At 32.9% G+C, this 20,926-nt stretch carries 15 protein-coding genes; 6 read left to right on the top strand and 9 right to left on the bottom strand.

Features of this window, described 5'->3' with window-relative positions:
• The first annotated feature begins 30 nt into the window (after window positions 1-30).
• Both JM658_RS10450 and JM658_RS10445 read left to right on the top strand, forming a co-directional pair.
• Complete coding sequence (locus tag JM658_RS10450; protein WP_236959207.1) at window positions 31-531, top strand: hypothetical protein; 501 nt, start codon at window positions 31-33, stop codon at window positions 529-531.
• Window positions 532-628: 97 nt separating this feature from the next.
• Window positions 629-1,417 carry an ABC transporter ATP-binding protein gene (locus JM658_RS10445; RefSeq protein WP_262911753.1) on the top strand — a complete coding sequence of 263 codons (789 nt, stop codon included), beginning with the start codon at window positions 629-631 and terminating at the stop codon, window positions 1,415-1,417.
• Here the strand turns inward: JM658_RS10445 and JM658_RS10440 are convergent, their stop codons facing one another.
• The 9 genes from JM658_RS10440 to JM658_RS10400 form a co-directional block, all read right to left on the bottom strand.
• The gene (locus JM658_RS10440) at window positions 1,418-2,251 is read right to left on the bottom strand and encodes an endonuclease/exonuclease/phosphatase family protein (protein WP_236959206.1); all 834 of its coding nucleotides are present in this window, start codon (window positions 2,249-2,251) and stop codon (window positions 1,418-1,420) included. It abuts the gene before it with no gap.
• Between the two features lie 67 nt (window positions 2,252-2,318).
• A complete protein-coding gene (locus JM658_RS10435; protein WP_236959205.1) occupies window positions 2,319-3,971 on the bottom strand; it encodes a sulfatase family protein in 1,653 nt (550 codons plus the stop codon).
• 13 nt (window positions 3,972-3,984) lie between these two features.
• Window positions 3,985-4,890 carry a carboxylesterase family protein gene (locus tag JM658_RS10430; RefSeq protein ID WP_236959204.1) on the bottom strand — a complete coding sequence of 302 codons (906 nt, stop codon included), beginning with the start codon at window positions 4,888-4,890 and terminating at the stop codon, window positions 3,985-3,987.
• A gap of 86 nt (window positions 4,891-4,976) precedes the next feature.
• Window positions 4,977-7,253 (bottom strand): beta-glucosidase BglX, encoded by a 2,277-nt coding sequence (gene bglX / locus JM658_RS10425; RefSeq protein WP_236959203.1) that lies wholly within the window; start codon window positions 7,251-7,253, stop codon window positions 4,977-4,979.
• A 90-nt stretch (window positions 7,254-7,343) separates the two neighbouring features.
• A complete protein-coding gene (locus JM658_RS10420) occupies window positions 7,344-8,132 on the bottom strand; it encodes a carboxylesterase family protein (protein ID WP_236959202.1) in 789 nt (262 codons plus the stop codon).
• Entirely contained in the window at window positions 8,122-9,489 is a 1,368-nt protein-coding gene (locus tag JM658_RS10415) for a glucoamylase family protein (RefSeq protein ID WP_236959201.1), read from the bottom strand. The genes JM658_RS10420 and JM658_RS10415 overlap by 11 nt, the downstream gene beginning before the upstream one ends.
• 19 nt (window positions 9,490-9,508) lie before the next feature.
• On the bottom strand, window positions 9,509-10,942 hold the full coding sequence (locus JM658_RS10410) for a RagB/SusD family nutrient uptake outer membrane protein (protein WP_236959200.1): 1,434 nt from the start codon (window positions 10,940-10,942) through the stop codon (window positions 9,509-9,511).
• A 19-nt stretch (window positions 10,943-10,961) separates the two neighbouring features.
• Entirely contained in the window at window positions 10,962-14,060 is a 3,099-nt protein-coding gene (locus JM658_RS10405) for a SusC/RagA family TonB-linked outer membrane protein (RefSeq protein ID WP_236959199.1), read from the bottom strand.
• A 458-nt stretch (window positions 14,061-14,518) separates the two neighbouring features.
• Window positions 14,519-17,317 carry a helix-turn-helix and ligand-binding sensor domain-containing protein gene (locus tag JM658_RS10400; RefSeq protein WP_236959198.1) on the bottom strand — a complete coding sequence of 933 codons (2,799 nt, stop codon included), beginning with the start codon at window positions 17,315-17,317 and terminating at the stop codon, window positions 14,519-14,521.
• A 136-nt stretch (window positions 17,318-17,453) separates the two neighbouring features.
• Between JM658_RS10400 and JM658_RS10395 the strand changes: the two genes are divergently transcribed.
• From JM658_RS10395 to JM658_RS10380, 4 genes are all read left to right on the top strand, one after another.
• The gene (locus tag JM658_RS10395; protein WP_236959197.1) at window positions 17,454-18,815 is read left to right on the top strand and encodes a DNA recombination protein RmuC; all 1,362 of its coding nucleotides are present in this window, start codon (window positions 17,454-17,456) and stop codon (window positions 18,813-18,815) included.
• Window positions 18,816-18,854: 39 nt separating this feature from the next.
• Entirely contained in the window at window positions 18,855-19,400 is a 546-nt protein-coding gene (locus JM658_RS10390; RefSeq protein WP_236959196.1) for an acyl-CoA thioesterase, read from the top strand.
• A gap of 182 nt (window positions 19,401-19,582) precedes the next feature.
• A complete protein-coding gene (locus JM658_RS10385) occupies window positions 19,583-20,194 on the top strand; it encodes a SatD family protein (RefSeq protein WP_236959195.1) in 612 nt (203 codons plus the stop codon).
• A 12-nt stretch (window positions 20,195-20,206) separates the two neighbouring features.
• Window positions 20,207-20,911: a DUF3307 domain-containing protein gene (locus JM658_RS10380; RefSeq protein ID WP_236959194.1), complete on the top strand. Its 705-nt coding sequence runs from the start codon at window positions 20,207-20,209 to the stop codon at window positions 20,909-20,911.
• Window positions 20,912-20,926 lie beyond the last annotated feature (15 nt).

Here is a 20,926-nt window from a genome sequence, read left to right as displayed (position 1 = left end):
CTTAGCCTATTATTTATAGGCTTAACTACTATGTCATGTAGCAGTGATGATGACAATTCTGAGAAAGTCGAAATTGAAGAAACATTGTTAGTTTATAATGATGTTGAATTTGGTCAAACATTTGATTCTGAAATTGGTATTTTTTTCTCTACAGCTACTGGTGAAACTTTCACGCCTGAAATGGCTCTGCAAAACGGAGATGTGATTGACTTCTCATATTATGGATCTGAATCAGCTTTTATCTTTTTTACTAGTCCAGATTACATAAACTTTACTGAATTGGAAATTCCTAATGCTAGATCTACTAAAATTATGAATTATGAAACTGGAATTACCGCTGAAATGTTTGATAGTTATGATGATGCATCAGACTTTGATGACATTGAGGTAGTTCAAGATAATAGTGCTATAGGAACATTAGATTTTCCTGTTGTTGTATTATTTGAAACTCAAGATGGTAAAAAAGGAGCTATCAAGCTTACTGCAATTAACTCAAGAAGATTATTGACAGATATTAAGGTTATGAAATAATATAAACAAAAAAACCTTAACTTTAAATCCCCATAATTAACTGCTAATTGTGGGGATTTAATTTTTATTAAAAGATATATCTATTTTGATAAATCAGTTGAACGAAAAACTTAAAATACTAAAAACAAAAAACTTAGAAGTAGGATATATTTCTAAAAAAAGTAGTAATTCCATCGCTAAAGAGATTAATTTTGAATTAGTAACTGGAGAACTTACTGCCGTTGTTGGCGCAAATGGTATTGGAAAGTCTACACTTTTAAGAACTCTAGCCAGCGTTCAACCTAAATTAAAAGGAGAAATAGCTATAAAAGACAAAGCACTAGAATCCTTTGAAAACAGTGATTTAGCTAAAGAAATAAGCATTGTTTTAACAGAACATATTCCAGCAAGAAACTTAAGTGTTTTAGAAGTCATCGCATTGGGAAGACAACCTTATACAAACTGGATAGGGACACTTTCCGAGACAGATATTGAAAAAGTAAGGGAAGTTATTAAACTTGTAGGATTAGAGGCTCTAAAAGATAAAAAGTGCTTTGAATTAAGTGATGGTCAGATGCAACGGGTAATGATTGCTAGAGCGCTCGCTCAAGACACTGCTATTATTATTTTAGACGAACCCACTACCCATCTCGATATTTACCACAAGGCTTATATTTTAAAACTGCTAAAAACAATCGCTCAAAAAACAAGAAAAGCCATCCTATTTTCAACGCATGAAATAGATCTGGCTATTCAGTTATGTGATAAAATATTAATCTTAGATACTGAAAAATCAGCATTTGGAGAACCTTGTTCGCTAATCGAAAAAGGAAGCTTCAAAAATCTCTTCCCCGAAGATTTAGTATCTTTTGATCCTGCAACAGGATCTTTTAAGATTAAAAAATAATTATTTAAAGTTAAGATATGCCATTACAGGAAAATGATCTGATGGATATTTTAAATTCTTAGAATCACTAAAAATTCCACTTTTTAATACTTCAAAATCATTATCTGAAATAAACACAAAGTCAATCTTATTGTCTACAGGTTTTTCAAAATGAAATCCATTAAAAGTTCCATCTGGACCAAAAGCATTTTTTCCAGCTTCTAAATGACTATCAAGCATTTCCTTTTTAATAGCCACCACACCTTCAGAATTACTATCCAAATTAAAGTCCCCCGTTAAGACTATCGGTAAATTTTTAGGATTCAGTTCTTTCATTTTCTTTAAAATAAGCTTTGAACTTTCCAATCGAGCAACATGACCTACATGATCAAAATGAGTATTAAAAACCATAAATTCTTTGCCAGACTCCTTGTCCTTAAAAGTAGCATAACTACAAATACGATTTAAAGCAGCATCCCAACCTTTTGAAGGTTTATTTGATGTTGGTGATAACCAAAAAGTGCTTCCATTTTCAACATCATACTTTTTAACATTGTAAAAAATAGCTGAATATTCGCCTTTTGTATCTCCTTCATCTCTTCCTACTCCAATATACTTATAGTCTTTCAAAGCATGCTGAATATCTTCTAATTGATCATGGAGTCCTTCTTGTGTTCCAAATATATCTGGAGCATAAAAGTTTAATTGAGAGATAAGAAAATCCTTTCTACTATCCCAATTATTTTCAGCGTCGGAAGGGTTATTGTATTTAATATTGTAGGTCATTACTTTTAAATCTTGAGCACTTAAAAAGCTGCATGCAAAAAATAATAACAGGAGTGAAAATCTTTTCATTTTATTAAGTTTAGATTGAACTAAACTACCAAAAATAATCTGGTCGTATAGTTATAAAATCTTTAAATTATTTAATTGGAGTCCCTCGCATTCTATCAAAATTCTTGTAACTATTTTCAATTTTCCTCTTTGGAGCTTGTTCATACTCCTTTTCAGTAACTTTATATACTTTTTGAAGTGTATCTAACTTTGTATGCATTTCTGCAATAACATCTTCATATTCTTCGTCGTTAATAGCATTATGCAACTCTTGCGGATCCTTTTCTAAATCGTAAAACTCCCAAGCATCTATATCATCATAAAAATGCATCAACTTATATCGTTTCGTTTTTACACCATAGTGTTTTTTAACCATATGAAAAGCTGGAAAATCATAATAATGATAATAAATGGCATCTCTAAAATTATCATCTTCAACAGTACCATCTAAAAGTGGTTTTATAGATTGTCCTTGCATTCCATCTGTTAATTCGTTTCCGCCAGCATAATCTAAAAAAGTCTGAGCAAAATCTAAATTTTGAGTAAGCGCATCTACAACAGTCCCTGGTTTTATTGCCTTTGGATATTGAATTAAAAAAGGCATCCTAAACGATTCTTCATACATAAAACGCTTGTCAAAAAAACCTTTTTCTCCTAAATAAAATCCTTGATCAGAAGTGTAAACTACAATTGTATTTTCTGATAAACCATTTTCTTCCAAATAATCTAAAACCTCGCCAACTCCATCATCTACAGCCTTTACTGTTGCTAAATAATCATGTAAATAACGTTGCCCTTTCCATTCTGCTAATTCTTTTCCATGTAAATCAGCCTCCCAGAAGGCATTGTTTTTTGGTAAATAAGCTTCATCCCAAATTTTACGTTGCTCAGGACTCATTCGATCGAAATCGTTTGTCCACGGATTATTAGAAAGCTCTGTACTAGCAAATTTCTTGCTCAATTTAAGATCATGTCCCTCATACATATCATCATAAATAGTTTGTATTTGCTCTTGTGCGGCAACTTGATTTTCATGCTTATCAAAATAAGTATCAGGAAGAGGAAATTTAATAGTGTCATACACCGTTAAATAACGTAAAGGAGGCATCCAGTTTCTATGCGTAGCTTTATGGTGAAGCATCATAAAAAAAGGTTTGTCATTAGATCTTTTTTTATCTAGCCAATTAATAGCATCTTCAGTAATAATATCTGTTGCATATCCATCAATCTTTATGGAGTCGCCCATCTTCACAAAATCAGGGTTATAATAGTGTCCTTGATCGTCTATTATATTCCAATAATCAAACCCTTGAGGATATCCGTAAAGATGCCATTTACCAACCAATGCAGTTTCATATCCCAGTTTTTTTAATTTTTTAGGTAATGTAGGCTGACTCCCATCAAAACGCTCTCCATTCTGTCTGAAACCATTTATATGACTGTGCTTCCCGGTTAAAATAACAGCCCTACTTGGTCCGCAAATAGAGTTTGTACAATATGTATGATTAAAGATAGCGCCATTTTCTGCTATTCTATCAATATTTGGAGTTGGAGCTAATTTCCCGATTGGATGATTATAAGCACTTATCGCCTGAAATGCATGATCATCTGCCATAATAAATAATATATTAGGCTTCTGAGTAATGGTAGCTACTTCTGGTTTCTGCTCTTTTTTTTCTTTACAACTTGTAAATAAAACTGCTAAGATTAAAAAAGGTATAAATTTAAATATCAATTTCATGAGTATAGGTTTATCATTTTTTTGATGATACTTGTATGTTCGACACTATATGCTTCTTATTAACTATCGTCTCTGATATAAAACCTGCAATTTCATCTGTATAATTGTATGCTAGGTTTGCCCAATCGTGATTCCCTTCAGGATCCGTTGCTAGTAAATAAGAGCCTCCTAATTTATTAAGCTTATCTGTAATAGCTTTAGCTCCAAATAAGGTTATAAAACCTGGACTAGTAGGTTTACAATAATGGTGAGGCGCAATATAATAAGGAACCAAATTATCTTTCTTTCCATGAAAGAATATCGAAGGAATAACATTTTTCTCAGTTATATAATCTGTACTCACAAGCGCTCCAGCAAATGAAACAACTCCAGCATATTTTACAGCTCCAAATGGAACATCTTTCGTTTTAGGGCTTCCTTGCATATAAACGGTATTTAAAACCGCTTCGGCGCCAGCGCTGCTTCCTACCAAAATGATTTTATTAGCGTTGAAATTAAGAGTTGATGCTTTATCAGTTAGGAAACTTGTAGCATTAAGGATATCCTTAGTTACAGAATTAAAAGTTACCATTTTTCCTACTGAAGAATAATCGCATCCAAATGACTTCCCTTTTCTTGTAAGGTTATAACTCATTGAAGCTACCGCATAACCTCGTCTTGCCATATCTATACAAAACTTTTTTTCTAAAGGATTATCTCGTTTCCCTGATGAAAAACCTCCTCCATGAACCAAAATAAGCAATGGTCTCTTTGAAGATATGTTTTCCTCTGAAGAATAGAAATCTAGATTTAATGTGTCAGAATACGTGAATGTTTCCGATGTAACCTCATCAGAAACATAATCTTTATATTGTTGTGCTTCTATTTGAAGCGATAAAAGAAAAAGAGCTACTAATAAAACTAGTGTATTTGTTTTCATTTTTATTCTTATTATAAACTCGCTTTATACGTTTAATAGAATCTTAACTGAGATCGTTATAAAGTATAAAGCGAGCTAACCATTCTCTATTGCAAAATAAAGGATGCTTTTAAGCTAGCATCAGAGTCTCCTCCAACAAAAACCTCAAAAGCTCCAGGTTCGGCAACAAACTCTATGTTTGAATTATAAAATTTCAAATCTTCTGGTTGTAAAGTAATCATTACTGTTTTACTTTCCCCTTTCTTTAAAAACACTTTTTTAAATCCTTTTAACTGACGATTAGGTGGTGTTATACTTCTTACAACATCATGTAAATATAATTGTACTGTCTCTTCTCCATCATAATTTCCAGTATTTTTTAAAGTTACAGAAACCTCAACTGCATCCCCTTGTGAAATTTTTTCTTTGTTGAGTTTTATGTTTGAATATTCAAAAGTTGTATAACTTAATCCATATCCAAAAGGAAGTAAAGGTGAGTTTTTCTCATCTAAATAATTAGACTTAAATTTCTGAAATTCTTCTGAAGCTGGAGCAGGTCTCCCTGTATTTTTCATGCTGTGATATACTGGAATCTGCCCAACAGAACGTGGCCAAGTAGCTGTTAATTTCCCAGATGGATTGTAGTCTCCATAAACGACATCTGCAATAGCATTTCCTGCTTCTACTCCTGGATGCCAAACCTGCAAAATACTAACAGGCATATCAAATTCTTCTGGGATTTCCAACGGACGACCACTCATTAATACCAATACTACAGGCTTTCCAGTAGCAACCAAAGCTCTTATTAATTTCTTCTGAGCTTCTGGTATTGTAATATCTGTTCTACTTGCTGCTTCTCCACTCATTTCTGTAGCTTCTCCAACCACTGCAACTACTACATCAGATTTATTAGCCATCGCTAAAGCCTCTTTTAACAATGCTTCTGGAGATTCTTTACTGATTTCTACACGTGGTCCAAAAACATTAATCTTCTTCGCAAGTTCTTCATCATTTAAAATATTACTTCCTTTTGCATAATTTATAGTTGCATTTGGAGCGACATTTTTAAATCCTTCTAAAATTGTGATTGCATTTTTCACATCCCCTGTTGGCGCCCAAGTTCCTAGCATATTATTTCTACTATCTGCTAAAGGTCCTACTAATGCAATGCTAGAGGCTTTTTTTAGAGGTAAAACATTGTTTTCATTTTTTAACAATACAAAAGAATGTTGTGCAGCCTTTCTTGCTACCTCTCTGTTTTCTTCAGTAAGAATATCTTTTTCAGGACGAGAATCATCAATATAGCGATAAGGATCATCAAATAACCCCAATTTATATTTAGCTTCTAATACTCTTCTACAAGCATTATTTATTTCGGTTTCTGTAACTTTTCCTTCTTCTAAAGATTTTTTAAGTGTAGAAAGAAAACCTTCTCCAACCATATCCATATCCAAACCAGCTTTTAAAGCCAATGCCGATACAGCTTGAAGATCTCCTAAACCATGCGCTATCATTTCATTTAAAGAAGTATAATCTGAAACTACAAAACCTTCAAAACCCCAACAGTCACGTAATAAATCTGTTAACAACCATTTATTTCCAGTTGCTGGAATTCCATCTACATCATTAAAAGATGTCATTACACTAGCTGCACCAGCATCTATAGCCGCTTTATAAGGAGGTAAATATTGATTAAACATTTTTACGCGACTCATATCAACAGAATTATAATCACGACCACCTTCTACCGCTCCATATAAAGCAAAGTGCTTAACACAAGATAACATTGTATTTGTATCCATAAGATTATCTCCTTGATAACCTGTTACCATTGCTCTAGCAATAGCTGAGCCCAAATAAGCATCTTCTCCTGCTCCTTCAGAAATTCTTCCCCAACGAGGATCGCGAGAAATATCTACCATTGGAGAGAAATTCCAATTAATACCATCTGCTGTAGCTTCCTTTGCAGCAATTTGTGCGGTACTTTTTATTAAGTCCATATCCCAACTTGCAGCTAGACCAAGTGGAATTGGAAACGTTGTTTTATATCCGTGGATAATATCGGAACCAAAAAGCAAAGGGATTTGCAATCTTGATTTTTTAACTGCTAAGTCCTGAGCTATTTTCATTTTCTTCGGACTAGCAACTCCAAAAAGTCCACCTACATTACCTGCTTTAATTTTAGCCTCTACATTTTCGCTAACTACTGAACCTGTTGCTACACCGCCACCAGGAGTTAATAAGTTTAATTGACCAATTTTTTCATCAATAGTCATTTTATCCAATAGAGATTCTACTTCTGGAATTCTATCTTTATTTTGTGCCATTACAGTTGTTGTGGCACCAAGTATAAAAACTAATATTAAGGCTTTTACTATTTTCATTCTAACATTTTTTGATCCCAAACAAGGGACTATTTTTATTTTTGAGTTTATTTTTCAAACAAACATCTTACTCAAACTCTACATTATAAACTATTGATTGCGCTCATGAGAAAACAACCACGATAAAAAATCAGGCTCACTAAAAGCTGGATCCCAACTATTATGATTAGCATCATCATAAAGGGTGAATCTAGGATGACCACCTTCATTTAAAAGCGCTTCTACCATTTTAATAGAGTTCATTGGGTTTACCACATTATCTTGCGCGCCATGAAATACCCAAAGCGGTGTGTTTACATATTTGCTTACGGCTTCTGTACTACCTCCTCCACAAATTGGAATTCCAGCAGCAAAAGTTGTTGGCTTTCTAGAAAGCAATTCAAAAGTTCCCATTCCACCCATCGAAAGCCCTACAATATAGACTTGATCTTTCTTCACAAAAGATTTACTTAAAAATTGATTTAGTAAACTCATTGTTAGATCTAAAGATTTCGTTGGCTTTTTATCATCATGAAAAACCAATTTCACACCATCACTACCAGAGCGATCTACGTCAGCATTCGACCAGTAATCATCTTTTGAACATTGCGGAAAAATTACAATGGCAGGATAGTCTTCCATATTTTCCTTTTTTGTAAATAAAGAGCTCCCATGTGTAAGCTGACTTACATTATCATTTCCTCGTTCTCCTGCACCATGCAAGAAAAGTACCAATGGATATTCCTTTTGATTTGAAAAATTCTTTGGTAATAAGATTCTATACTTCAAGGTATCCTTACCTACAACAAAATTATCTTTTTGATAAAGTTCATTTTGTGCTATTATTAGCATTGGCAAGAAAAGCAATACTAATAAAACTAATTTGCTGTTATTTTTCATATGTAAATCCTAATTTATTTAGTCCGTTTTGAACATCTCCATTCTTCATAAATAATTTCCAAAACAATCCAGTTCTATAATTTTCAATCATAACAGGAATTGGCCCTTGATCGATTGCTAGATATCTTGGTACAAACCAATCCTCCTCAATACTAAAGGCATCATAGGGTCCATATTTTCCAATTAAAGAATCTTGCTCCTTATACATGAATCTTAAAAACTGCATACTCTCTTTTGGAGTGTAAGGCATAGAAGAAAGTGCAGCTGTAGGAGAAATTACTCCCAAATCACTTTTTCCAGGATGGTGTCCGGCATATCCGTTTACAGAATAACTAGCGGTTAATCCCCAACAATTTTCTCCGTAACCTTTATACCCTTGAGGGTTGTCCACACAGTATTTATAGTTTATAAGCGCATGGTTTTTATTTAGTTCCCAATAATCTCCATATTGATCTTTTAATCCTTTTGGATTCAATCCTAAATATGAATAATGAGCCCAAAATAAAGGACCTACCGTATCACTATTATGCTTTAATACTGTTTTTAAATCATAATATGTAGTATCTGTTGCAATAGCACCACTCTTTGCCCATCCTTTTTCGTAAACTTCTTTAGAAATAGGATGTGTTGGAGATGCAGCAGCCAGAATATACATAATAAGACATTCGTTATACCCCGAAACTGCAAAGTTCATTTTCCAACCGTTGTTTGGCGACCAATGCCAGTATAAAACATCTTCTCCCTTAGTATACCAATCCCATTCTACATCTTCATATAGTTTTTGAATATCTGCAACTAATTGTTTTGATTCTTCAGTAGAATCAGCTTTATAATATTCAGCAACAGTTAAAAGCCCTTGAATTAAAAATGCCGTTTCAACCAAATCTCCACCATCGTCATACTTACTAAATGGCTTTACTTTTCCTGTATTATCATCCATCCAATGCGGCCATGCCCCATGGAAACGGTCTGCCTTTTTAAGGAAATCGACAATCTTAATATAGCGCGTTAAGGCTTGTTGTTTTGTAATGTAACCCCTCTCTACACCAACTAAAATAGCCATTACTCCAAAACCACTTCCTCCAGTTGTAACAATATGTTTATCGTTTGAAGGATAAATATCATCTAGATGAATACGTTCTGCCGCTAACCCAGAGTTAGGCTGAGCTCCATCCCAAAAATATTCGAAGGTTTGCTTCTGAATTTTGTCCATCAACTCCTTATCTGAGGCTGACGGTGTAAAAGTTGAAGTTTCCGTATTAGTAACTTCTGAAGCTTCTTTTTTATCTGTTTTTTTTGAACTGTCACATCCTACCAAAGTGAATGTGACAGCTAAAAATGCTAATATTAATCGCATGAGGGTTTATTGTTTTTTATTAATATCCTGGATTTTGAGTCATCTCTGGAGTTTGAATTAATTGATCATTTGGAATAGGAAATAACTCATGTTTCCCTTCTACAAATGTTTTACCATCTGCTGCCATTGCTTCTTTTGCTTCTCCTATTCTTATTAAATCAAACCAACGATCATGTTCAAAAGCCAATTCCAGCCTTCTTTCATTCCATATTTTTTGACGTAATGAAGCCTGGTCTGTAACTGTTACGTTATCTAGCTCTACTCGAGCTCTAACCATATTCAATGAAGTTAATGCTTCTGAAGATTTCCCTAATTCGTTTGCTGCTTCTGCTTTTAACAAGTAAACTTCAGCAAAACGTAGGATCCTTACATTTTTATCCCCATCACTAGAGCCAGCATTGGCGCTAGAATATGCTTTTTCATTATATCTAGGATTCTGAGATGAAGCACTCACTTCTCTACCGTCCCATAATGTTTCACCAGCAAAAATTATTGTAGCATTCTTTCTTATCTCATCGTTTTCTGCATCATAAGCATCAACTAAATTTTGAGAAGGACTATTAAATCCCCAACCCCAACCATTGCTACCTCCATTGGCGCCTTGAGTTTGAGAGTATTGTTGAACTCCATGTGCTATCGATTCCCCTCTAGCTTGAACTTCAAATATAGATTCTACACCATTTTCGGCATACACACGCCATAAATCCTCATAATTTGGCTCTAAGCTATATTCCCCTGAATTTATTACTTCATTTGAATAATCATAAGCAAGCTGCCACTTTTCTTCGTATAAATATACTTTTGCCAATAATGCTTGTGCAGCTCCTTTTGTTGCTCTTCCAAGATCTTTGCTCGCATAACCACTTTTAACAGGTAAATGTTCGATAGCGTCAAGTAAGTCTTGTTCTATGTATGCATAAACATCATCCTTAGGCGCTCTACTGATAGGATCTGTAATTCCTTGAATAGTAACATCTCCAAAAGAACGCACTAACCAAAAATAATTTAAAGCTCTTAAGAACTTTGCCTCACCTAACAATCTTGTATTTAATTCATTATCTGTAGCTTCAGAGTCTTCTATAAACTCTATTGCAGAAGTTGCTCTACCTATTGACTTATACCAGTGCTCCCACATAGCTCTAATAGAAGGAGATGAAGAATTGTGTTGTAACTCATCAAGTACGTCTTTATCTGCACCGCTATCCGTTGGTCTTCCCCCTTTATCTGCATTATCAGAAATTATTTCTGTAACCCCTAGATAAGAAAAGGCATAAGGCCACTCTGTTAACATACCATAAGTAGCAGTAACAAAATTCTCTGCTTTCAAAGTAACCCCAGAATCTTCTAAAGAAATATCCTCTCTAGAATCTACATCTAAATAATCTTCACTACAAGCTGCTAAAAAAGCAGTTGCTACAAGAAGATAAAGCCATTTATTTAATTTTATTTTCATAATAATTGCTTTTATATTTTTATAATTCAATATTAACACCTAATAAGAATGTTTTTACATTAGGATATGCTGAAAGCTCTATACCTGCAGTCCCATTTGGAGATCCTGAGGATAATAGTTCTGGAGTAAAGCCGCTGTAATCAGTAAAAAGAAATGGATTCTGAGCGGTCGCATAAATTCTTATTTTGGTAAAAGCTTTCAATACATCTTCTGGAATAGTGTATCCCACAGATATATTATTAATCCTTAAATAATCTCCATCTTCAAGATAATAACTAGAAGCTAAAGCATCTCTATCTGCACCTGGGTTTACATTTGTAGATCCTTCTCCTGTCCATCTCTCATTAAATACGTCTTGAGTAACATTCTCTCCTCCATCTATTCTTACCCCTTTTAACCCATTATACACTTTGTTTCCGCCTACTCCAAAAGCATCTAAATTAAAATCAAATCTCTTATAATTCAAACCTAAGTTAATTCCATAATTAAAAGACGGTAAATAAGATCCGAAGAATTTCTTATCTCTGTCATCAATTACACCATCTTCATTTTGATCTTTATATTTTAAGTATCCTGGCTTAGGAGTACTTGGATAAGCTGTGGTATTATCTATCTCTTCTTGAGTTTGCCACACACCTTCTGCTTCATACATCCACCAAGCATACAGTGGCTGGCCTTCCTCTAATCGCTTAGTTATCTGTCCATTTGACAAACTTCCTCCAGTATTACCATCATATGCTGGTTTTACATTCTCTAAAGTGTTATTATTATATCCATAATTTACACCGATACTATAAGAGAAATCTTCAGAAACATCATCTTTCCATGTTAGAGCAATTTCAAAACCTTCATTTTTCACTTTCCCTCCGTGGTCATAATAAGATTGTTGATAAGCTGAATTTAATAACGGTTTTACATTCATTATTGCATTCTCTGTAGTTCTATCGTAGTAATCAAAATTTGCAGTTAAACGACTATTAAATATACTGATATCCATCCCTGCAAAAATTTCATTCGTTTTCTCCCAAGTAAGCTCAGTCACTGGAGTTCCAAAACTAGAACCAAAAATTAAGTCTTGATTAGGTCCAAACACATAGTTGTTACTACTACTTCCTGTACTTGTAGAGATTGTACTCGTATTTAATTGTGGCACATTTGCATTTCCTAGTTTACCATAACCTCCACGTAACTTAAGAAAATCAATCCAAGAATCACTCATAAATTCTTCACGAGAAATTACCCAACCAGCACTTACTGATGGAAAATTCCCCCAATATTCTTTATTTTCTTTAAAGTAGCTATCACCATCTCTTCTAAAGTTTGCAGTAAGAAAATATTTATTATCATAATTATACTGAAGTCTTGCAAAATAAGAAAGCTTTGTTCTGATATTAGATAAATTCTGTTCTGCAATTTTCGCATATTGAGAAGAAGCTAAATCTACATTCCAATACTGCTCTTGGTCTGGCACATCATAGCCCTTAACATACATTCTAGAATTATCATTTCTTAAGTCTTTTGTTAACCCTAAAAGAATATTTACACTATGCTTATCAAAAGTTTTATCAAAAGTCAAAAAACTATCCCAATTGTAACGGAATTGCTCTAAATCTTCATAAGAGATATCATTATTTGCATATTCCAAAGAAGTTGGATTATCTTCTTTTAACTGATCAAATTGTTCAGACGTTCTATTTGGGTTTGCTGCAAGCCATCTTCCTTTTGTATCATTAAAAACTCTCTTGGTATAATAGTATTTTGTAGCTCCAAAACGTGAACTTACTTTCAGCCAATCTGTAATATCAAACTCTGCATTGAATATCCCTTGAATATTAGTTGTTTGAATTTTTTGATTATCAAAATACTCATTCGCAACAGGATTTCCAATAGAATTTAGACTCCCAATAGACTCTCCTGGAGCAGCTATATATGTAACCTCTCCTGTTGTTTGATTTACATAGCTTTGTCCAAATTGTCCTGACTCATAATAAACTGGAACCAAAGGTGACTGTCTGTAAGCATCATTAAAAGGACTTGATCCTTTTGGATTTTCGTTAGTAAAGGATAAATTTAAATTAGGACTTAATCTTAACCTTCCATCAAATAACTTAAAAGTATTATTTGTTCTTACAGTTGTCCTATTGTATTTCTGATCTTTTAATAATCCGTCCTCATTGTAATTATTTACACTAAAAAAGTAATCTGCTACATCAGATCCTCCAGAAACAGAAACACTATTATTATTTGAAAAAGCAGTTCCAATTAGCTCATCATACCAATCTGTATCATATTTTTGATTAGTTAGTAATTGATACCCTCCACCTATTGAGCTCTGTTTCTCATTAAAATAAGTGGCATACTGCTCTCCATTAGCCATTTTAACAGGGTTTAAAACTGATTTTGCACCGTAAAATGATTCTACTTTAATTCTAGCTTTTCCAGACTTACCCTTTTTAGTAGTGATGATAATCACACCATTCGCAGCATCACTACCATAAATTGCCGCAGAAGAAGCATCCTTCATAATATCTACACTTTCGATATCACTAGGACTAATATTCTGAATATTACTTACGGTAATTCCATCCACTACATATAAAGGAGAACTACCAGCAGAAGCAGTACCTACTCCTCTAATTACTACTTTAGGATCAGTTCCAGGTGCATCACTATTAATAATATTAACCCCTGATACTTTTCCTTGTAAGGACTGCATTGCATTTAAAGCAGGCTGTTCAGCAATATCTTCAGACTTTGCTGAAACAATAGCACCTGTTAGATCTGATCTCTTTTGCGTACCATAACCCACAACAACTACCTCGTCGAGTTGATTTGTAGATACTACTAAAGTTGTATTAATGGTTGATGAACTTCCTACTACAACTTCCTTAGAATCCATACCTACGTATGAGAAAACGAGGGTTTCCCCACTCGAAGCATCTAATGTATAGTTACCATCAAAATCTGTTTGGGTTCCGTTTGTTGTCCCTTTTACTAAAACTGATGCTCCTGGTAACGGTAAGTTTTGATCATCCGTTACAACACCAGTTATTGTTTGCTGTTGGGCGAACCCAGAAAAACAGCATAACAATATAAATGTCAATAAATAATTTTTCATTATTCTTAAATATTAAAGTTAGCTTCTTAAAATTATTATAAACTACAACGATGTAGTTGTAAATCACCTCACCTTAAATACATCATTAACTCGAATTGTTTGTATCCCCTGTATTTAAAGAGATAAGTAGGTGTTAAAACATACAATGAAGTATTAAAAACAGTATTTTGATGTAGTAATGATGTAATTTATTGTTGCCTAATTCTCAATTTGAGACACTAAAAAATAATGAATTTTCGATTAAAACTTAAATTTTTGTGAGTTTAACATTACTATAATTGTTAAAATTTATTACCTAAAGCTCACATATCTCCTGTTTTTAACTGAATAAATTGCAATAAATCGCCCTTAAATACGTGTAAGAATTTAATTTAAAAATAGGTTACGTAATAAGAGCTAATTAAAGCTCCTTTTCAAAACAAAGTGTAGTACTTAATATTAACTATTAAAATTAGGAATTAGATATTCATTAGATATTCGTTAAGGTTTTGTTCTGAAGAAAGGTTGAGTTTCTTACGAAGTCGGTATCTATGAATTTCAACTCCCCTTACCGAAATACTCATTAATGGAGCTATCTCTTTACTTGATAGATTCATCTTGAGGTAGGCACATAATTTTAGATCTTTTGAAGTTAATTTCTCTGGGTGCAGTTTTATTAGATTCTTAAAAAATGAATCGTGTATTTGATTAAAGTTAGACTCAAAAATCTCCCAGTCGTTTGCATTATTAATATTTCGATCTATTTTCTTTAAAAGCTTATTAAAGCGTAACTTATCAATTATTTCAGATTTAAAATAAACCAATTCTTCCCTTAAATCTGAAAGTATCTCATTCTTTTTTGTCATTTCTAGAGCTGTATTTGCCAACTCTTTGGTTTTACCTTTAAGCTCTTTTTCATGCTGTAATTTTTGAAGCTCATTGAGTTTCTTCTCATGTATTAATGCTTCCTCTTTTCGGTTCAACTCCTTTTGGTGCTCAAATTGATCCTCTAAATACTTTTTATGTCGGATGAGCATATACTTATTAATTGTAAGCACCACTAGACCTATAATCAAGAATATCAAAATTGCTAATAGTATTCCCCAAACACCTAAATACCATGGCTTTTGTGTTTCAATTGCTAGTTTTACACCTGTATCTGAAATTTTAGATTTCACTTTTGTTCGTATATCTACAGTCGTTTCCCCATAAGGCAAATTAGTAATTACGATCTTTCCATCTTTAGCTTCTCTATATTCAGAATCCATTACATTAGGAAGTGAATAAACAATTGTACTATTAGATAGAAAAGGTAGCGAGGTCTCTATAACAATAGTATCCCGTTGTTTAAACGTAGGTAAGCTATCTAAAGTTAAAGGTGTACCATTTTTCAAAATCCTATGAATAGAAGGAGCTTCAGGTTCTTTCTGACTACTAATTCTATTTGTATTAACAGCTAAAATATCATTATAGAGCGCTATCTGAATAATAGAATCGTTTACAACAATTGCGCGCTCGTCATTTTTTAATAATCGATTTTGATAGTATCGTGTTGGTAAGTAAAATTGAGTTTCCGCATTATTTAATTGCTCTCTAATAAATAAAGTCCCATCTGACTTCTTAAAAAGAATAGGATTCACCCCTTCATCGGTAATTGGGTATGCATCACTATCTTTTCCTAAAATAGTATTTAGCGATTCAAAATCTACAATTTTACTTTCTAAAGGATTAAACATAAACCATTTCCCTTCATTATAGAATGAAATCTGACCTTCTATATTAAACAACTTGATCAAATAACTGTTCTGGAAATATTTATTATACTGCTCCTCTACCCTTATTACTTTAGAATAATCTTCTGAAAAATGAATTCTATACACTCCCTTATAGGTATGTGCAGCCCATGCGATATGGTCTTTTTCGAAAACTAAATTTTTAACTGGAAAATCTATTCCTTCTACATCCTTTACATCCCAACCGTTTCCGTTTTTCTTATATAAAGTAAGTCCAGAATAATTCCCTTGCAAATACGTATCTGGAACTCCCTCCAGCTCTTTAAATACATAACCACCATTCTGATTAGATATACTTGTCCATTTATCATTTTTTATCTCATAAGTTCCAAGATTATGCCCACAGATAATTACATCGTCAACCAAACTAAGGTTCCAAATATGCCCTTGAGAACCTTCTATAAATTTTATTCCATCTTGATTTCCTACATACACTCCAGTATTTGTAGCTATATATGTTTTATTATTATAGGAAACCATATCGTAGACTCCTCCAATATCTTGTTGAGAAGGATTTAAATAGTACCCATCAAAATCTATAGGCACCGCAGAAATACCATTATCTAAAGAAAGCCACAATGTTCCTCTCTCGTTAAATAAAATTCCTAAAACTGTATTATTCTGAAGTCCGTTCCGAACATTTAAGTTATAAAATTGATTGTTTTTACGGTTGTATACGTAAACCCCATTTTTTATGGTTCCTAGAAAAATATAATCTTTTTCTATACTAATTTTGTTTAGCTGATTTTCTTTCATCAGCTCATTAAATGGATGTTTCCATGGCGTTATCCTGTCATTTTCCCATATAAAACAACCATTTAAAGAAGTTCCTATCATTACTTTACCTTCCTCAAAAGGAGCGATAGATTGTACTTTGAAGTCTTTTAAAAGTGCTGTTTCTGACTCCAGAAGTAGCTTATCATCTTTAAGTTTATAAATTCCTTTTTCTCTTCCGAAGACAAAAAACTCATCATTAACCACATTACCTCCTAAAATTGTAGTTCCCGCTTTGATCGTTTTTATCCTTCCATTTTCATATACAAAGATGCCGCTGAAAGACTTAAAAATAATAGCTTCTTTAAGCTTATAAATACTCCAAATAGACTCTGTTTCAATATTTTTCCCTGAAATACGCTCACTAAGACTCACATAGTTATAATCTCCAGTCTTTGTTTTCTCCCAATAACCAAACTCTTCATAAGAACCCGTGTATACTCTTCCATCAAAATAAGCTACAGAACGAACAATTGTTTTATTAGGCAACTCATAAAACCTCCAGGTGTTTCCATCAAACTCAAGCAGTCCTTCGTTATTGGCAACAAATACATTTTTATCTCCATAGGCGATTCCCCAATTCTGAATTCCTGCTTGATAATCGTGAATGTTAAAGTTATGAATGGGAGGTCTCCGTTGTCCAAATATTTGGCAAACAGAAAAAAATATTATGAAGTACTTTAGTGTATATAACAAGCGCTGGAGCGGCATAGGTTTCTTTATTTTTATTTAAAATACTACTTTACAATGAATTGTCAATTATTAATATGGAAAGCATTTAATTAATGCTAATCTTTTATCTTTACGTCTTAATTAAAAACTTAAAGTTTCAACGAAAATACATATAATGACTGAAAATCTTCTTTTAATAATTGTCGCATTTATTTTTGCTGCTTTCGGAATCTTTATCGGGATCTATATTCAGAAATTAAAAAGTAATAACAATCAAGGTGCTTTTGAAGAACGAGAAAATCAACTGCTTCAACAAATCGCTCAACTTAACAATACTATAGAAAAAGAAATTTCAGCTAAAGAAGCCATCAGACAAGAAAAAGATTCTTTGGCGATTCAATTTTCTAGAAAGGAAGTAGATTTTGACAATCTATTAGAAAAAAACAAAGAACAAAAAGAAGAAGTAGAAAAACTTCAAGAACGTTTTACTAAAGACTTCCAGCTTCTTGCCAATAAAATTTTAGAAGAAAAATCAGAAAAATTTACGCTTCAGAACAAAGTAAATATTAAAAACATTCTAGACCCATTACAAGAAAAAATACAGCATTTTGAGAAGCGAGTTGAAGATAGTAATAAAGAAAGTATTACTCGTCATTCTGCCTTACAACAACAATTAGTAAACCTTAAAGAACTCAATCAGCAAATAACAAAAGAGGCTTCCAACTTAACAAAAGCATTAAAGGGAGACACTAAAATGCAAGGTAATTGGGGTGAATTAGTCTTAGAAAGGGTATTAGAAAAATCTGGATTAGAAAAAGGAAGTGAATATACTGTTCAAAATAGTTTTACTACGGATGAAGGAAAACGAGTACTTCCAGATGTAATTATCCATTTGCCTGACAATAAGAAAATGATTGTCGATTCGAAGGTTTCTTTAATAGCTTATGAACGTTATGTAAATGAAGAGGATGATGAGCTAAAGCCTGCGTTATTGAAAGAGCACGTAAATTCTATTAAAAAACACGTGGATCAATTGAGTGCAAAGAATTATCATGATTTGTATAAAATTGAAAGTCCTGATTTCGTTTTACTTTTTATTCCAATGGAGCCTGCGTTTGCTATAGCATCACAACAGGAACCACAGCTTTATAATATTGCCTTTGAGAGAAATATTATTATTGTTACGCCTTCTACACTTTTAGCTACATTACGCACTATTGATAGTATGTGGCAGAACGACAAGCAGCATAAAAATGCCATGGAAATTGCCATTCAAGCGGGACGTCTATACGATCAGTTTAAAAACCTTCTAGACGATCTTGAAAAGGTAGGTAAACAATTACAAACAGTTCAGAATACCTACAGCAGTTCTATGACCAAACTTACTGGTAAAGGAAACTTATTAGGACGTGTAGAAAAATTAAAAAAATTAGGCGCCAAAGCAAGCAAACAAATAGACCAAAAATGGCTTAATCGTGCTTCTGACGACGACGATATTGAAGAACTACCAGGAACCAACCAAAATAAATTATTATAATTTCACATCCATATCTTTAATTAAAACACCAATTTATACATGACTCCAAAATTTAAACCTGTAAGCGATTCTAGATTAGAAATTTCGGAATTAATGCTTCCCTCCCACTCAAACTTTAGTGGGAAAATACATGGAGGTTTTATATTATCTCTTTTAGATCAAATAGCATTTGCTTGCGCTTCTAAATACAGTGGTTCCTATTGTGTTACCGCCTCTGTAGATACCGTAGATTTCTTAAAACCAATAGAGATTGGAGAGCTCGTAACCATGAAAGCTTCTGTAAACTTTGTGGGGAATACTTCTATCGTAGTTGGAATTCGTGTGGAAGCAGAAAACATTCAAAATGGAACCGTTAAACATTGTAATTCTTCATATTTTACAATGGTAGCTAAAGATGATGAAGGAAATAGTGTCAAAGTTCCTGGTTTAATTTTAGAGTCTGAAAAGGATTTAAAACGTTTCTTTAAAAGTGTAAAAAGAAATCAACTCCGCAAAGAGCGTCATGATTATGCTAATGAACTTGATTATACTGTTAATGAGCTTATCCATGAATTGGAAGGCTACAATGTAAAGATTGATATCTAAAAACTCCTACTCCTAAAAGAATATTTGTAATTATTGATTAAAAAACCGATATTTGTCATTATTGGGTTAAAAACCAATATTAATTATTATTGACTAATTACCCGTTATTGTGAATTATTGACGTTTAAAACAATAGTTTAAACTATGAACGATTTTTTACATCCTACTTTAACCAAAAGATTATGACAGGTGTTTTAACAGGAGATATTATAAATTCAAGAGGAAGCAAAGACCCTGAGAAATGGTTAACCCCTTTAAAAGAGGTTTTCAGTAAGATTACTACTTCTGATACTTCTTGGGAGGTATATAGAGGTGATAGTTTTCAAGTAGAAATAGAAGACATATATAGCACTTTTTTAATGGCTGTTTTAATAAAGTCTACTATGAGAAGTATAAAAGGGATTGATGTTCGGATTTCAATTGGGATTGGAGAGAAAACCTATGAAGGTAAATCAATTTCTGAATCTAATGGGAGTGCTTTTGTAAATTCGGGACTACAATTTGAGAAATTAAAGCAACAAAAAATAAATCTCGCTATTATGACTGCTAGTGAAACCATAAATAAAGAACTCAATCTTTACTTTAAGCTCGCATTAATAGCAATGGATAACTGGACAACAAACTCTGCGGAGATTATAAAAACCGCTATAGAAAATCCCGGTTTGTCACAGGAAGAGTTAGGGGATTTAATAGGAATTAAACAAAGTGCTGTTAGTGAGCGTATAAAAAGAGCTTCTTTTGATGAAATTATGGAGCTCGATTTAATGTACCGACATAAAATAAGCATGTTATAAAAAAATAGAGATATGGTGTTATTCTTAAAGCTATTCTTAGCACATTTATTGGGAGATTTTACTTTTCAATCTAAAAAATGGGTTGCTGAAAAGGAGGATCAAAAATTAAAATCACCCAAGCTATACCTTCATACATTTATTCATGTTTTACTGTCATATCTATTTATATGGGATCTTCAACTATGGTATATCCCTCTTATTATAGGAATCACACATTTTTGTATCGATGCTGCTAAACTCATACTTCAGACAAAAGAAAACAGAAGATTATTATTCTTTATAGACCAGCTTTTACACATTATTGTAATTGCTATTATTTGTATTATATGTAGTCCATCAGAAATAATAATTACAGACATTATAAATCAGAAAACACTATTAATAGGAACAGGAATCATCTTTTTAACACAGCCTGCATCCATTTTAATAAAAACAATCATATCTATTTATACCCCTAAAACAGAAATGGACAAGGGAGATTCTTTAGAAAATGCAGGGAAATATATCGGAATGCTGGAACGCCTATTAGTTTTCACGTTTATTCTTACCAACCATTGGGAAGGAGTTGGTTTTTTAATTGCAGCTAAATCAATTTTTAGATTTAGTGATCTTACAGAAGCAAAAGATAGAAAGTTAACAGAATACATCTTAATAGGAACGCTTTTAAGCTTCGGAATTGCTATTATAACTTCACTCCTTATTACCTATTGTTCATAATAAAATTACAACATA

This window comes from Joostella atrarenae (assembly GCF_021764745.1).
Lineage (GTDB): Bacteria > Bacteroidota > Bacteroidia > Flavobacteriales > Flavobacteriaceae > Galbibacter > Galbibacter atrarenae.
This window is presented reverse-complemented; position numbering and strand designations above follow the sequence as displayed.

What these genes read in the sequence shown, in the direction of transcription:
- JM658_RS10410 (WP_236959200.1), bottom strand. Translation starts at nt 10,942, where the DNA reads ATGAAAATAAAATTAAATAAATGGCTTTATCTTCTTGTAGCAACTGCT.
- JM658_RS10395 (WP_236959197.1), top strand. Translation starts at nt 17,454, where the DNA reads ATGACTGAAAATCTTCTTTTAATAATTGTCGCATTTATTTTTGCTGCT.
- JM658_RS10450 (WP_236959207.1), top strand. Translation starts at nt 31, where the DNA reads ATGTCATGTAGCAGTGATGATGACAATTCTGAGAAAGTCGAAATTGAA.
- JM658_RS10405 (WP_236959199.1), bottom strand. Translation starts at nt 14,060, where the DNA reads ATGAAAAATTATTTATTGACATTTATATTGTTATGCTGTTTTTCTGGG.
- JM658_RS10420 (WP_236959202.1), bottom strand. Translation starts at nt 8,132, where the DNA reads ATGAAAAATAACAGCAAATTAGTTTTATTAGTATTGCTTTTCTTGCCA.
- JM658_RS10415 (WP_236959201.1), bottom strand. Translation starts at nt 9,489, where the DNA reads ATGCGATTAATATTAGCATTTTTAGCTGTCACATTCACTTTGGTAGGA.
- JM658_RS10380 (WP_236959194.1), top strand. Translation starts at nt 20,207, where the DNA reads ATGGTGTTATTCTTAAAGCTATTCTTAGCACATTTATTGGGAGATTTT.
- bglX (WP_236959203.1), bottom strand. Translation starts at nt 7,253, where the DNA reads ATGAAAATAGTAAAAGCCTTAATATTAGTTTTTATACTTGGTGCCACA.
- JM658_RS10390 (WP_236959196.1), top strand. Translation starts at nt 18,855, where the DNA reads ATGACTCCAAAATTTAAACCTGTAAGCGATTCTAGATTAGAAATTTCG.
- JM658_RS10430 (WP_236959204.1), bottom strand. Translation starts at nt 4,890, where the DNA reads ATGAAAACAAATACACTAGTTTTATTAGTAGCTCTTTTTCTTTTATCG.
- JM658_RS10385 (WP_236959195.1), top strand. Translation starts at nt 19,583, where the DNA reads ATGACAGGTGTTTTAACAGGAGATATTATAAATTCAAGAGGAAGCAAA.
- JM658_RS10435 (WP_236959205.1), bottom strand. Translation starts at nt 3,971, where the DNA reads ATGAAATTGATATTTAAATTTATACCTTTTTTAATCTTAGCAGTTTTA.
- JM658_RS10400 (WP_236959198.1), bottom strand. Translation starts at nt 17,317, where the DNA reads ATGCCGCTCCAGCGCTTGTTATATACACTAAAGTACTTCATAATATTT.
- JM658_RS10440 (WP_236959206.1), bottom strand. Translation starts at nt 2,251, where the DNA reads ATGAAAAGATTTTCACTCCTGTTATTATTTTTTGCATGCAGCTTTTTA.